The following is a 15,597-nucleotide window of genomic DNA, read 5'->3' as shown; positions in this document are numbered from 1 at the left end:
TTTGAATCCTGCCGATGATAAGTCGGCAGGTTTTTTTATGATTAAATTCCGGCATGCAAGAACTAAGCTTGAAAGGAGGAGCGGAAAGAAGAGGAATTTATTTGTTTTGCCCAATGCGCAGATTCTGTTGCTCTTTCCTGCAAAGTCATGGCTGTTCTGCAGGGGGAAGGGAACACAAGAGCGGTGACAGCAGGTATGGTGTAAAAGGTTATGTTATCCAGCCGCAGAAATTTTCGCCACATATGAAGATCGCTCCACACATCTTCAGGACCGGGAGCCCACCCTTCGGGAAGCCGCCGATAGGTGTCGATGCGGTGGCCCGCAACTGTAGGACCGAATATGTTATATGGTCCTTTAAGCATGAGAGCACGAACTGTGGCGTCCTCCAGCGATTCCTGTATCGGTATTATCTCGTCTTGGTTCAGTACAGATACGTGCTTGCTGTGTACAAAATCGGCTCTGGCTAGAGCCTGTTCCATTTGTTCTAAATGATCAGGAAACCACTGATCATCGTCACATAAGTAGCAAACGAACTTCCCTTGCGCAATTTGCAATGCCTCATGACGGTACACTTCCCCGTTGCGGAAACCTTTCGGACGATCTAATACATGAAATCGCGCGTCTTTGCGGGAATATTCCCAAGCAATGTCACGGCCTTCGTCAACAGCACCGTCACAGATGACAAAGACCTCGAATTGTTGGCAGGTTTGTTGCAGAATGCTATCAAGCGCAAAATGGAGCAGACGGCCGTGAGTATAGGTCGGAACTAGAATAGTAAATATCGGCTCCATCATTTTCCGCCTCCATATAGCTGATTGCGCACTGCAGTAATACGTTGCATAATTAGCAGTTCATCCTCGATTGAACTCAGTGGAGGGGGACCGCCGCACAGATAATCCAGAAAAAATTGCAATTGCCGTAATAAAGGCAGCTCTTGTCGAATCGGACGGACCTCAGGCGGTTGGTTCGCGCCGTATCGGCAAACCGTGATTCCCTCTGCGTAGCTGCCGGTTAAGGCCGCTACACCGTTCTCAAATCCAACCGCACAGGAACGCACATTGCCGGGCGAGATGTTATTGACATCCAAGGTGACATAAATATCTTTATCTTGATCCGAAAGAGTTGTGACAAATCCAAAATGATTATCGCCCAGTGGGTTGGGGATTACCGTGTCTACATTGGGCAGATACCCTAAAATTTGCAAGATAATTGACATATCATGCGGGAGAAGATGGAGCGCGCAATCCACATCTTTATGCTGCTTGCCCCAGTTCGTTCGTTGAAGACGCAGGCCTTTCATTTTGCCCAATTCCTCTGATTGGACTAGTGCTGCAAGGGCGTTAATGCCCGGATGATAACGCCACTTATGCATGATATAAATCAATTTTTTTGATTCTAGCGCGAGCTTCTCTGCTTCATCTAGGATCGTAGCCAAGGGCTTTTCTACATACATGGGCCGCTGGCGCGGGAGCAAGGCATGAACATTTTCCGCATGAGCGGTAGTTATGCTTGAAATGACATAACCGTCGATGCTCATATCCAAAGCCTCAATTGTGTCTACAATACGATCGGCTCCATAAGCAATGGCGTTGGCCTTGCTAACTGTTGAGCGGGCAACTACACTTACCGCGACTCCTAATTGTTTCAAATCGTGCAATATGTTGCGGCCCCAATCTCCACATCCCACTAATCCGATGTGCAGGCTGGAATATGAATATTGATTCATTGGTGTTCCCCCCAGTTTGTAAATAGTCTGCCATTGGTTTATGTTGTAGGTGGCTGCAAATTTCTCAGTAACGCTGCCTGCATCTCGTCAAACGTTCCCGCCTTTACGTCCTTCTCGGATAAGGTTTTAGGTGAGGTAGAAGGCCATGGAACTTTTACTTTCTCGTCATCCCACCGGCAAGCAAGCTCATCGTCCGGATCCCAGTAGGAAGTCACCCCGTATAAGATTTTCGTTTCAGTATCAAACCAGAATCCGTGTGCCACACCTGGTGGAATATAAACTACCGCCGGTTCATCCGCATCTAAACTTACCAAAGTAGCCAGTTCGTAAGTGGAAGACCAAGGACGCATATCTTGCAATCCGAGATGAAGCGTTCCAGATATAGCACATAGAATATCATGATGTGACCAGTGCACGTGGAAACCACGCAATGTGCCCGGGTGGCTGAAAGAGATATTCCACTGCAAGACGGCGGGAGTATCGGCAGACCATTCTTTACGGTACGTTTCCATCAACCATCCTCGATTGTCTTCCATTCGTTTTAAACTCAGCTTTCGCACGCCGTCAGGCAGATTTGCAGCATGATGGCCCATAGCAAGACTTCTCCCTTCTTACTGTAGAATCGTGGATTCTCTCTGCTCACACCAGAGTCACGCCGTTCCATTATATGAGTATGTATTTTTCTTCTTGAGAGTGATGGAAATGAAAGAAATAGACAATTGTATAACATATATTCCCTTGTTTTGTTTTCGCATGGAGAATATTATAGAGATAGAACTTTGCCTATTAAGGAGTGAGAGCGCGTGGAGTTTCATAATTTTTTTATTAGTCAAAATGACCAAAATTATTATCCGGAAGCAACTTGCGGGGTGGCAAGTCTGTCGATGCTGCTGAAATTTAACCGTATCATGGACAATATTACATTCAATGAGCTCGCTGAAGAACTGAAGCTGACTGTGCCGCCGAAGGAAAAGGGATATGATGAGGACGATCAAGCGATTGGAACCTATCCGGAAGATCTCGTTAGGTTTTGCGTTTTGAACAATATTGCGTTTCGGATGTCATTTTATGACGATGAATGGAAAGATAGCTTAAAGAGAGCTCCGATCATGGTATTAATGACTGGAAATGAGGAGGAATTTGGTCTTCGCAATTCTCATTGGGTCGTATTGGTGCAGAGAGACAAAGACTTTTTTACATATCTGGATCCTTGGCACAAAAAAGAAACAAATAACTATATTAAACATATGTCTTCCGTTGATTTTCATAGGTACTACACAGGGATTGCATGTCAAATATTAACCTAGCCGCACTTCTGGGCATGCCTCTATCGAGTATGTAGGAATTTCACGAATGGCCGGTAACTATTACGTTACCGGCTTTCTAATTTTGCAGCGTTTTAATCCTCCTCTTAACAATCTTCTGGCTTGATCAAAATAATCTCTTTCCTGATAGAAATAATCCTTGAAATGGAAGAAAAGCTGTCCTTTATTACGTTAAACTTGATAAACATTTTGACGTGGCAGTAGCAGGGGGTGGACCAGTAGGTCTTAGATTGCTTGTGAATTGGCGGTTGCAGGCCGATTTCTCGCGACTCGATACGGAGCTGGAGATCCAGGCAATGATTCAAGTATGGTGTCAAGCAGGAAATACAGTAGGTTCAGGCTTGTAATGAGCGATGAATTGATAACGATACGCTGCCAAGTACTTCTCTCCATTCTCCCTCTCGTTCAGAAGGGGCATCCCTCCGTAGGGTGAGGTTAACTGTGGTGTACATGTCTCTAGTAACCTTGCTTCTCGGACGATGCAGCAACATCACCGTTAGATCACCCCGCCTAGCTCCTGAGGCATACGGGAATCGTTATTACTGATCGAAGGGGAGAGTGATCGGAAGCGCCGAACGGAGAGAGTATCGCCTCCAGTGAGGTTCCTTGCATAAATGTAAGGAATCCGTTATGCAATTCGATAGTATCGATGCCCTGTTCCATGTAAACTAAAAGCACGATATCATTTCAATTCGCACAGAGGAGACTACGGTTATGGAAGAATACAAAGATGTATGGTTTACTCAAGTTGTCACGGTTACATGCATGGCAGGCTTTACTCTTTTGACACTCGTTGCAGGCATGATCAATTTATTTCATATGTAAAAAGCAGGGTCCTCAATGAGAGCCCTGCTTTCTATTAGAGACTATTAATTATCATCGTTGTTGTTATCCCAATAATTCCAGCCCCACTGTCTATTTTGTTTCCAGCGAGAAGGAGAGGTATCCTTTTGTTGCTCTTCAGGAGCCTCTACAGCAGGTTGTTCGGGTTCTGTTGGGGCAGGCTGTGGCGTTACTGTTCCATCTTGTCCACCATTAGAAATGACGCGTCGTGCGGTTACGTATGTTTTGTCCCACGTGCTGCCGGAGAAATCAGAAATGGTTACACCGATGCCGGCTCTGTAGGTGTGGATAATTTTATCTCCGCCCATATAAATAGCGACGTGATTAATAACCCCATCCCGGTTCGTATCTGAGAACACTAAATCCCCTGATTGCAGATCCTCTTTGGACACTGAAGTGCCGACCTTGGATTGCTCCTGCGACGAGCGCGGAATGTCTATTCCATTTTGATTAAATACATACTGAGTAAATGAAGAACAATCGAAAACATTTGTATTTCCTGATTTTGCTCCGAATTTGTAGGGTACCCCTATCAATTTCTTTCCTGCTGCAATTACATTATCCGCAACCGATGATTTGGATACCGAGGCTGCTTGAGCTGGTTGAGGCGATACTAGCATGCTTCCGGAAAAGGCAACCGCAAGGCTCAGGCTGATTCCCATTACTGTTTTACCGATATGGCTTTTCTTCTTGTTGTTCATGTCTTCCTCCTTATGGGCATGTTTCGTTTTGGTAATCGCTCTAAAAACAACATAACACAACAATCAACCCCATCAATTACCAGCGTTGAAGCAAACCCTGTGACCATAGCTAATTCATCCCTATTATTAAAAACTGATGAGAAATCCTTAATGTTCAATCTCTTGAGAACAGAGAGAATGTATAGTTTAATAGTATCTTTTATTTTAAGAGAGTGAACCTATGCGCTTCCATTTCCATAAGACGTATATTTTGGAGTGCTTAAGGGAAAATAATTCAAGAATAATACTCCCTCAAATAAGAAAAGAAAATTGGTCTACAACTAAATAAGGGGATGATTCGAGGATGGAAAAAGATGTTTTGATCATTGAAGATGAGGAGAAAATATCAAGACTTCTGCAACTGGAGTTATCCCATGAAGGCTACCATGTCGAATTAGCGGAGAACGGCAGAGAGGGCCTGCAGAAAGCATTATCCAAGGCATGGGATCTGATTATTCTTGATATTATGCTGCCTGAATTGAACGGTATCGAAGTATTAAGAAGGCTGAGAAAAATCGACACTTGCACCCCCATAATTATTTTGACTGCTCGAAATACGACTCCCGAGAAAGTGAGCGGACTGGATCAGGGCGCGAATGATTACATTACAAAACCTTTTGAAATTGAAGAATTACTTGCAAGGATAAGAGCTTGCTTTCGAAGCCGGAGTGATGAATCGGCTAACGATGACAATGACGAGCTCCGGGTAGACAACCTAATTGTCAATAAGAAAACTCGGGAAGTGATTCGTGAAGGACTGAAGATTGAACTTACTCCTAAGGAATATGACCTTCTTATCTATTTAATGGAACATAAAAATCAGGTATTGGATCGCGAAAAAATAATTAACGAAGTATGGGGCTATGACTTCGTGGGCGATACGAACGTAATCGATGTGTATGTAAGATATATAAGAAAAAAAATCGATAACCCTTTCAAAGTTAAACTGATCCAAACCGTCCGCGGGATAGGGTACAGTATGAGGGAAGAAGAAGCATGAAGCTAAAAAATAAAATAACCTTGCTCACATCCGTCTTATTGATTTGCATCTTGCTTTGTGTCGATCTCGTCATCTATTTTTTGTTTATCAAAATTGCAACGCAAAACGAAATCGAATCCTTGCAAACAAAAGCCGAACAGATTATTGAAAAAATCGGCCCAAATGCGATTATGCAAAATAAACAGAATCGCCAGATACGATATTACATGCTAGAGAACACGACAATACGGATTATTAATCCTCATTCGGAAATGGTCAACTTCATCCAAAAAGATTACGAAATCGAACTTCCCGAGCCCCAATTCAGTCCTGTAAAAGAGGCAAAGTTGATACGGGACGACGGTCAAAGAGTGCTTACGGTGCGAGTTCCCGTTCAATACGGTCCGGAAATTATCGGGACGCTTGAAATGGTGGAACGGATGGCTGCACTTGAAAGCAGTCTGGACATCCTCGTGTCGATACTTATTTTGTCCACAGCTGCGGCGGCGCTGCTTTGTTTCATTGGGGGCTTAGTTCTATCCAAGACAATACTAATGCCGATATCGAAAAGCATTGAGACCATGAAGGAAATTGAAAGCAGTCTTACATTTAAAAAGATTCCTATTAACGGAAAAAAGACAGATGAACTGTACAAGATGACGGAAACCTTTAACCGAATGATGGAACGATTGGAAGAAAGCTTTCTGAAGCAGCAGCAGTTCGTGTCGGACGCTTCTCATGAATTAAATACGACACTAACCATTATTGAAGGCTATGCCAGTATGCTTCGGCGATGGGGGACGGACGATAAGAGCATTCAAGAAGAGTCCATTGAATCCATTTATGAAGAATCCAAACGGATGAGGAAGATGACGCGGCAGCTGCTGGATTTGGCATCCTCACAACAGGGAATCGAGCCGATACGTGAACCGTTCAATCTTGTGGAATGCTGCAAACAGGCGTCAAAGCTTGTGCGCAAGCTGCATAACCGTGAAATCAAAATTCATTCAACCTCAAGAGAACTCATCATTGTCGCCGATCCAACAAAAATAAAGCAGCTCCTTATTATATTGATTGACAATGCATTAAAATATAGCACAAAATTTATCGAAATATACATATCTGAAGCAGAAGGGGATATGATTATCCGGGTGAAAGATTTTGGCATCGGAATTGCTGAGGATGAAATCGACCTCGTCTTTGAACGTTTTTATCGTGTCGATCGTGCCCGTCAACGTAAAACAGGAGGAGCTGGCTTAGGACTCCCCATAGCACAGTCGATCGTGCGCGAGCATTATGGGTCGATTGACATTGTAAGCGAAGAAGGAGTGGGAACGGAAGTGATCGTTCATTTGCCTAAGGATGGAACATCATGAACTTGCCCATGTTTAAGCTGGTCATCCTTTTGATGGATGGCTTTTTTATTTTTGTGATTTTAAGAGTAATTTGTATATTTTTATGAGACTTATTTACTATTTAGAAGTAAAAAAGACCTATATTAATTATTGATTGTTCAGAATCTCATATAGTAGAATAGACTCATTACCCAGATGGTATCCAATATCGGGCAGGAGGAAATTATGAATTTTGTCAGCAAAATGACAGTCACGGCGCTTGTGCTTGCCTTAAGCAGCGGGCAATTCTCGAGCTCCTATGCGGCGGGATCATCTCAGTCCGCATCCATTGCAGATTTACGCGATGCATCTTCTTGGGCGCAAGAATGGATCGTGCGGGCGAATCAGCAAGCTCTGATGCTCGGAGGAACAGATAATCGGTTCCGGCCCTTGGCGAGCATCACACGTGAAGAAACCGCAGCAGCTCTAGTGAGAGCGCTTCAATCAGAGGTTGGGCCGACTGCAGCATCGTCGTTCATCGACGTCAAGAAGGGCTCCTGGAGTTCAGGCGCGATTGAAACCGTTACCAAGGCAGGCTGGATGCATGGAGACGGGGACGGCAAGTTTCGGCCGCAAGATGCAATTACCCGGGAAGAAATGGCGGCATTGCTTGCTAAAGTTGCACAGCTTCCCCTCGAAGAGAAACAACAGCCTCTATCATTAGCTGATGCAGATGAGATATCTGATTGGGCACGGCCTTATTTACTGGCAACAGTGAATGCGGGTCTCATGCAGGGGGATGGCAAGCATTTCAGACCCAAGCAAGAAGTGAGGCGGGAAGAGATGGCCGCAATTCTTCTGCGGACCATGGATGAGGTTTCGTCCAAGCAAAGCTATACGATTGAACAAATCAACAATGGAAACGTTACTGTTAACGGTAAACAATATTCGGTATCCGATCAATTGAAAGGTTTGTTCGACAGTTCAAATGAAAACATTTTGCAGCATGCAAAAATAAAATTTACTGCAGCTGGCAGCGTAATTACAAAAGTTTCTTTCTTGGAGCTTGTGACAGGCGGGAAGCCGCCAAGCGACGGACAAGCCGAGTTTTCCGCAAACGCTGTATTGAACGGCAATGGAGTAGTTATCGATGGCAAGCTCAAGATTGCAAACGATTACATATCGGTCCGCAATGTCATGGTAAAAGGCGACCTGGAAGTGGGCCGGGAATTGCAGCATGATTTTTATGGAAAGGGCTTGACTGTTGAGGGAAAAACACTGATTAATGGCGGTGACGATAATACCGTTCTATTCGATAATTCCAAATTAGGCAGCATGTCTATTAACAAAGATGGAGTACGTGTGGAAGCGAAGAACAAAGCCGTCATCGGGGACGTCGAGCTCACTGCAAATCTCGCAGCGATTTGGGGGGACAGTTCAATTGTATATAGCTCGTTGAAAATTTCGGAAAAAGTCAGCTCAGCGGGCATTTATGGGCATGTACAGAAATTAGAGGTTGCAGCGGGGAAATCTGGAACTACGATTTCGGGCAATGGCGCCGTTGACAGCTTGACTATTATCGGCGGCGGCAAATTGACCGTCAATACTACCGGAGCCATCGGAACGGTAACTATTTCGGATAAAGATGCCAAGATAACGCTGCCATCAGGCGTTGCCATTGGAAATATCGTATTGCCCGAAGGCGTTAAGATCGAACATGTTATCCATAATTATGACCAAGTGAAACAAAGCATTGCGCAAGTGAATAACAAATTGAATTCCGATCATAAGATCACAGGGTCTGCCGGTGGCAGCTCGGGTGGTAATACGGGCAGCACGGGAGGCAACGGAGGAAGTTCCAGCTCAGGCGGAGATACGGGCAATCCGGATCAGCCGGGAAATCAATATCGCGATGTTTTCGATACGAAAACATATGTGAACCGCATGGAAACGAGCGTAGATCTTCAAGTCCAGACGCAACAAACCGGAACGGTATATTACATCGCCGTGCCAGTCGATGCGCCATGGGGAGCTCCAACGGCGGAGCAAATAAAAAATGGCTTGCAATATGATGGAAGTCAGGCTGCGGCAAGCGGCCAATTTACGGTTGCCGGAGGCGTACAAGCGCAGCATCGGGTTGCCGACCTAGACAAGAATATCAGTTATCGGTTTTGGTCCATGTTCAAAGATGCAGCGACGGGGAAAGAGTCAATACCGACTTACTTATTCCAGATCCAACGTCACTATGCATACTCGCACAATGTTCTTCCCTATGACATCAAAAACTTGTCAGAGATTCGAGTTCAGTTTTCGAGTCCGGTCCAAGACTCTATTACGAGCAATACGAATGTAGCTTCGATTATCGAACGCGGGAAGCTGCGCAATTATGGTTTCGGTTTCTTTCCTGTAACCTCCATCTCATGGAATCTGGATTATCCGGATATGCCGATACTGTCCCTTCATTTTGATCAGATTAACCTAGGCAACGAAAAAGGGTTTGGAGTGGAAGCGACATTTGTAAAAGACGCCATTTACATGAATGAGCAACGGCCGGACGGCATGTCCACCAAGCACGGAATCGGAGCCTTCAGGCATTATGGCGGGGAGAAACTCGTGGAGTTAATTACAGAGCAATTACAGATTGAAACGGGTTCCGTTGACGACCCAAGCAAGGCAGATGATGTTCTGCATGTGTTGAATGCCTATCCATATCCATTGAATACGGAGCTCGGCTTGATTGATCATAATGCTGAACTCTATCAGAAGGAGCTATCTCAAGCGCTCAATCAACTTCAAAGCTACGCAGATGTAAAAGCGATAGTCGATCGGATCAATGCCCAGCATCCGGCGCCACCGAGCGATCTTGTGAATACGTTGATGTACTTGAATAACGCGACAAGCTCCAATGGAATGAAGTATCAATTGGAGAAGGGCGCAAGTGCGCTTGGTTTGGACTTGAGTTCCTATAACCGATTGGATTCAGCTATGAAACTGTTAGTATCTGAATATGTATGGAGTCAGCGTTCTCAGCAGCCGAGGGGGAAGTTCTCTAGCGCAGAGCAAGTGCGGACAATATTCGATGAGGCATGCTCGCGGTATAACGACGCGCCTCTAGCCTTGACGTTCCTTGATACCGACACTCGAGCAGGCTTCGTGGCCGGAGAAGTGCAGTGGACCCCAGGCGAGGAGCAGCATATCGAGAAATACGAGCTGCTCTGGAAATTAAACAACCAGGATATCGTACCTATCGCAATGGTAGAGAAAGCAGCGGGACATCAGTACATGCTTACTGAAGCTGCAATCCCAGATGGATTATGGGGAATGGGCATCCGCGGGATCCGGGGCGATCAATCGACCACCGAAGCATTATTTGTCCGTATTCAAGATACCTTGCCGGAGAAGCCTGCCGCGCCGAATGTCACTCAAGATGACAAGCGCAATATTCTAATTGGCGCCGATCATACGATGGAATTCTCTATCGATGGGGGAGCTAACTGGTCTGCATACGATGAACAGGAGCCGCCCGTGTTTCCGGGCGCTGTAAGTGTCTATATCCGCTATCAGGCAGATCCGGCCAACCAAGTTCCAGCGGGAAAAACAAATATTTTTACGTTTGTCGACAATGTTTATCTATTTGTGGGGGCAAGCGATCATTCCAATACCTTCTCGGACGCGACATCGGCAATGGAGTGGTCAACAGATGGCGGGAGCAGCTGGACCGCATATGACGAACAAAATCCTCCAGAGTTTCCGGGAGATATGACAGTCTTAATAAGAGAATGCGGAAGCTCTATTTTACCGCCGGGAGATGTCCAGACCTTTGAATTTACTTCAACCATTCGAATGCAATTTGAGGGCAATGATTATTTGTCTAACAGTAGTCACAATTATGAATACTCGGTTAACGATGGTCCATATGTGCACATGCCTTTCGATGAACAAGTATTCTTTAAGCCAGGGGATAACGTTAAGGTGCGTGAAGAGGCACGAGGCATTTTTTCTGCTGGTCAGCCCCGAGTTTTTTTGTTTTAACTAGGATAGAAGCAGGCAAGTTCTCTCGCAATGGTGCGAGAGGACTTGTATGTCTTTTGTAAATATAAAGAGAAGGGGAAACACAATGCAAGATACTAATGAGAACTCAGTACATTCATCGGTCATTCGCGGCATGAGGCGCTTCGCTCGATATGCTGCGCTGACGACAATACTCGCAGCCGGGATTTACGTCTGCCCGTTCAATGCCGAACCAGTATCTGCGGCAGCAAATACGGCGGATGCATCGTCCGGCTATACAGAGGATCAGCTCGCAGGGCTTGCTCTGCTGAACGAGGTTCGCGTCAATGCTGGCGTACAGCCCGTTCGTCTCCATTCGGCGATTACAAAGGCAGCGACACTGCATGCCTCCTATTATAACAACAATAACATCCAGCCGAGTCTGAGCGCACACAAGGAGACACCAGGGATGCCCGGATTTACAGGCAAGTCGGTGTTGGAGAGGATGAAGGCTGCCGGATGGCTGCCCGGATCACAGGGATACAGTTCTGGAGAAGTTATGCACTTCAAACAGAAGAGCAGCGTGAAGGCGATTCATGGATGGCTAGATACCGCGTATCACCGCGAGATTATCCTCAGTCCGAAGTATAGTGAAGTGGGCATCGCGCTCGTCGACGGTACTGCCGTCATCAATATGGCGGGTTCCTATTCGACGTCAGTAATCGAAGGAGGCGTATCTGTATACCCGCACGATAAGATGACTGGCGTTCCTGTAGGATTTTACGGGCATGAAATTCCGAACCCGCTGGATCAATTTGACGTCAAATTTTCTGGCTATATTATTTCGGCTACAACCGAAAAGCCGATGGCATGGCACGAGGCGACTATTACGGACGAGACGGGCGTCACGATACCGTACCATGAAGAGCTCAAAAGCGATACGTTGTTCTTGTATCCAAAATCAGTGCTGCAAGGCTTCCACACGTATACAGTGTCTCTCGCATACCAAGTAGAAGACTCTCCTGCAACGCAGCGCAAAGCATGGTCGTTCACGACCGGACAAGGGCATCGCTTGTTGGAGTTATCGGCAAATTATGCGGAGATTGTCGTGAACGAGGGCGAGGAGTATCCGATTCAGGTGATAGGCAATTATGACGACGGCACGAGCGACTCGCTTGCTTCCGGCGTGAAATTCGCAAGCAGCAGCCCGGGTAACCTTACTATATCGTCATCAGGAATCCTGAAAGGTATCAAGGCCGGCGATTATACTGTTACGATGTCTTCGGAAGGGGTGTCTTCACAAGTGAAGGTCAAGGTGCTGCCCCGGTTGAAGACGAAAGCTTATCCAGCTACATCGGATCCGTCTAAGCTGACGGATATTGGCGGTCACAAGGCCGAATCAGCTGTCGCATGGGCGGTGCAATCCGGCATCATTGCAGGTTCTCGCGACGGCTCGTTTCAACCAGACGCTGAAATAAGCGAAGCAGATTTTTGGACGATGCTGCTGCGCATGTATAAGGTCAATATTGACGCTTATGCGCCAGCGAAGAAGAAGCATTGGGCGGATGCGGCGTACATTATTGCGGATGAACGCAATTTTCCTTTGAATGGCCTGACATCGCTCTCTGCGAGAGACGGCAAGATGACCCGGCTGAAAGCGGCAGAGATCATCTCGGCAGCCGACGGAGTCAACTTCGCCGGCAACAATGTAGTATGGTACATACTCGGGAAGGATTATGCCAAAGGGAAAACAGAATTATCAATTGAAGGCTATAAGCCGGGGGATGCGCTTACGCGCGGGGAAGCGGCCCAAATGTTGCAATATTTGCAACCGAAGCTGAAGGAACTGCGGGGCCGGCCTGCGAACATAACGCCAATCTCGGTGTTGCCTCGCTTGCCGGAACGAGAGGTGTATGTGAAGCCGGATACGATGGAAGATCGTATGATGTGGGCAGAACTTCAAGATGATTACATGTTGGCGGTTGAAGGAAAGTTTGCGCAATTGGCCGGCCAGCAGCTCACGCTTATGGTGCAGACAGGCGGCTCCAAGCCCCAGCAGATCCAGGATGTATCCGTGTCTGTAGATAGCCAGGGCACATTCAAGGTTAGCGCTGGCCCATTCCAGGAGGACTCGCTGAATCTGTACTTGCGTACTGAAGGAGTGTACTATTGGATCCCTGTCAATTATAAATCGATGAATGCAAGTCAATACAGTGAAAACTATTAAGTATCGGCGCTGAATGCTGAATTCTATTCGTCTAGTCTCATCATTCATTGGATTATGTACAGTGGAACAGCACGATATTTCTCTTTGCAGCAGGCTTCGTTGGATTTCATCCAATGGTTTGGACGTTTATTAGGCAGAAAGCGCTGAAAACAGTTAGATCCACTGGACAAAGTACAGTCTAATTGCCGTTCAGCCACCTCATGTGAGCATTCTGCTGCATATTTTCCAATGGATCTGGCTACTCAGTCAAGGCGAGTGGAAGCTAGCAAGCTCGCTCATACGCGAAAAACAGGTCGCACCAGGAGAATATTCCCTTTGGTGCGACCTGTTTTTATAATCAGTACTTACTTACAAGCCCAAGTGTTGATGCTCCACTTACGGAGAAGGCGCAGGAACCCACTTTCTCCAAATGTACTCAAGCAAATTCCACGCCCCAATATACAGTAAACTAACGAGAGAACCAAATACCACTCCGTAAAAGCCTCGTATGATGGAAATAGGCAGGGGCGTATGCAGATGGGCAAATGTATCTACGAGCGACGCTTGTCCGATCACTCCTACAGCCATGATGTACAATGCGCTTGGTCGATTTTTCAAGGCAAGGTAAGCCCCTAAGATAAACAGAGGATGAGCAAACAGAAATTCTTTATTTCTTGGCCGAATTCCGATTGTATTTTCCAGTAAAGACCGGAATAACGACTCGATCGCAGATACATTTCCCGAATTTCCCGTTCTGGATAAATAATAAAGCATGACGACCAACGCGAACCCAGCGCACAGAATCCATAGAACGCTAATGGGAGTAATCAGTATTCGCTTCGCTTTTAACATCTTTTCCTCAGTCGTAAGATCCTCACTGAAAAAGACAAGGTACAGGAGAACAAGTGCAATAGGTACCGAACTAACAGCACTAACTCCAATAAACTGATCAATTTTGAGGAAATAAACGATATGGTCGAGAAGCGCAACAATATAAATACCACCGATTAGAGACAACAGTGATGTGCATAGTAACAGTAGGAAGGGGGACCAAAGGCGTTTCGCTTCCTTTTTTTGTTGTTTTCTGCGTATCCATTTAATAGCCATCATCATCGCTACGCTCGGAGCGCAGATCGCAGCGCCGAGAGCAAGCATTTTATATAGCAAGCTAGTGGACAGCATGCCGATTCCACATGCGCCCAACAAACCGATTACAAAGATGAACAATAAAGAAGAGGGAACAAAGTAGGATATTGCGATGGCGATGATGGATATACTGCCCAAAACGGCCAATAGCTTTAGAATCTCGTGCAAATTCGTATTGGATAATGTAAAAGAATGCGCCGGGCCCAACACATATCCTTGTTCTTGAATTCTCTGTACCGCTCCATCTTTGCCATTCAGGATGGAATAGATGGAGGCAAGGGGATCGGCATACATTCCCGTACCCGTGCTTTGGCTTGCGCCAGCGTTCAAAAGAATCATTCGAATATTGCGGTCCTTGACGGCGAGAACAAAGCGGTCTGCAAATCGTTGAACGCGATTTTCCAGTTCCTGCAGCGAAATATTTTGCACGAGCTTATTCGCATCTGCTTCCGAGAATTGATGCAAGCGAAAAACATCGTAATTTAGATCCTTAGCCAGAATGTCGAATCCCAATGGGTCTGCTTTTTGCATCTCCGTGTATGCTAACCCGACCTGATGTTTCTTCAGCAGATTAGCCATTAATGACATGCCATCCGTCTTTTCGTCGTTCGTGTATCCGGGAACGGCATCTCCATCTATGATGATGGATGTCACATCGAACGGAACGAGCCGATTCAACATATCGTTCATGTCCCGGGGCGAAAAGGGGTGGCGGCGATTGGATAGTGAAATAATGATGTGAAATCCTCTATCTTTCAACAATTCCAACGTTACTGGATCCGGATCCATTGGCAAGTGAGCAGCGTCTGCTATAGGCATCTCGATAATGAGACCATTTTGATTTTTAAAAGTCCATGGTTTTAGCTTCACATTCATCCGTTGAAAGCTTGTTTCGATCATGGTTTTCATTTCATCTTCCGATTCTTTCTCGGGAAACAACAGGTACGTAAAATTTTCGTGTGGAGAAATCGAGGTTTGAGTTACAGCTGCGGCTTCGTGTGATGAGAACAATTCTATCCTCCGACTTAACTTCAGTAGATCAAGTGTGCTTTCGTTTACGGCCATCGATTGAATACCAGCTTGCTTCATCAGAGCAAGCTGGTCTGCGACAAACTGTCGCGGATTGGCTTTGTAGTCCGAAATGGCAAGAAGATTACTGAAATTAAAAACAAACTCTACTTGCTTAGATGAGCTTTCTGTAATGACACGCTGATATGCTATCGGAATAGAGGATACGATCCCTAAAATAACTAGACACCATAACCAACGCAGTGTCAGGCAATTCACTCGTCGATACCAATTAAGCAC

At 45.9% G+C, this 15,597-nt stretch carries 10 protein-coding genes; 5 read left to right on the top strand and 5 right to left on the bottom strand.

The genetic code is table 11. The features are described from left to right. Positions 1-62 precede the first annotated feature (62 nt). The 3 genes from A372_RS36445 to A372_RS0116875 are packed head-to-tail and all read right to left on the bottom strand — an operon-like array spanning position 63 to position 2,319. Positions 63-794, bottom strand: a complete 732-nt coding sequence (locus A372_RS36445; protein ID WP_019422060.1) for a glycosyltransferase family 2 protein — start codon at positions 792-794, stop codon at positions 63-65. Continuing rightward, on the bottom strand, positions 791-1,726 hold the full coding sequence (locus A372_RS0116880) for a Gfo/Idh/MocA family protein (protein WP_019422059.1): 936 nt from the start codon (positions 1,724-1,726) through the stop codon (positions 791-793). Before A372_RS0116880 ends, A372_RS36445 begins: the two co-directional genes overlap by 4 nt. A gap of 38 nt (positions 1,727-1,764) precedes the next feature. Beyond that, positions 1,765-2,319, bottom strand: coding sequence for a dTDP-4-dehydrorhamnose 3,5-epimerase family protein (locus tag A372_RS0116875; protein ID WP_019422058.1), 555 nt, complete (start codon positions 2,317-2,319; stop codon positions 1,765-1,767). Positions 2,320-2,529: 210 nt separating this feature from the next. On the opposite strand from A372_RS0116875, the gene A372_RS0116870 reads away from it, so the two are divergent. Then, positions 2,530-3,033, top strand: coding sequence for a C39 family peptidase (locus tag A372_RS0116870; protein WP_019422057.1), 504 nt, complete (start codon positions 2,530-2,532; stop codon positions 3,031-3,033). Positions 3,034-3,920: 887 nt separating this feature from the next. On the opposite strand, the gene A372_RS34110 is transcribed toward A372_RS0116870, so the two are convergent. Next, positions 3,921-4,595 (bottom strand): NlpC/P60 family protein, encoded by a 675-nt coding sequence (locus A372_RS34110; RefSeq protein WP_019422055.1) that lies wholly within the window; start codon positions 4,593-4,595, stop codon positions 3,921-3,923. Between the two features lie 343 nt (positions 4,596-4,938). Between A372_RS34110 and A372_RS0116855 the strand changes: the two genes are divergently transcribed. The 4 genes from A372_RS0116855 (at position 4,939) to A372_RS0116835 (ending at position 13,164) form a co-directional block, all read left to right on the top strand. Then, positions 4,939-5,634, top strand: a complete 696-nt coding sequence (locus tag A372_RS0116855; protein WP_019422054.1) for a response regulator transcription factor — start codon at positions 4,939-4,941, stop codon at positions 5,632-5,634. Further along, positions 5,631-6,989 (top strand): HAMP domain-containing sensor histidine kinase, encoded by a 1,359-nt coding sequence (locus tag A372_RS0116850; RefSeq protein ID WP_019422053.1) that lies wholly within the window; start codon positions 5,631-5,633, stop codon positions 6,987-6,989. The genes A372_RS0116855 and A372_RS0116850 overlap by 4 nt, the downstream gene beginning before the upstream one ends. 204 nt (positions 6,990-7,193) lie before the next feature. Further along, positions 7,194-10,979 carry a DUF4073 domain-containing protein gene (locus tag A372_RS0116840; RefSeq protein WP_019422051.1) on the top strand — a complete coding sequence of 1,262 codons (3,786 nt, stop codon included), beginning with the start codon at positions 7,194-7,196 and terminating at the stop codon, positions 10,977-10,979. 85 nt (positions 10,980-11,064) lie between these two features. Continuing rightward, positions 11,065-13,164 (top strand): S-layer homology domain-containing protein, encoded by a 2,100-nt coding sequence (locus tag A372_RS0116835; RefSeq protein ID WP_019422050.1) that lies wholly within the window; start codon positions 11,065-11,067, stop codon positions 13,162-13,164. 375 nt (positions 13,165-13,539) lie between these two features. On the opposite strand, the gene A372_RS0116830 is transcribed toward A372_RS0116835, so the two are convergent. Then, positions 13,540-15,597 carry a DUF5693 family protein gene (locus A372_RS0116830; protein WP_019422049.1) on the bottom strand — a complete coding sequence of 686 codons (2,058 nt, stop codon included), beginning with the start codon at positions 15,595-15,597 and terminating at the stop codon, positions 13,540-13,542.

Origin of the sequence: Paenibacillus sp. OSY-SE (assembly GCF_000283315.1) — a bacterium.
GTDB classification, from domain to species: Bacteria; Bacillota; Bacilli; order Paenibacillales; family Paenibacillaceae; genus Paenibacillus_B; species Paenibacillus_B profundus.
Note: the sequence above shows the minus strand (reverse complement) of the source record. Positions and strands in the feature narration are given on the sequence as shown.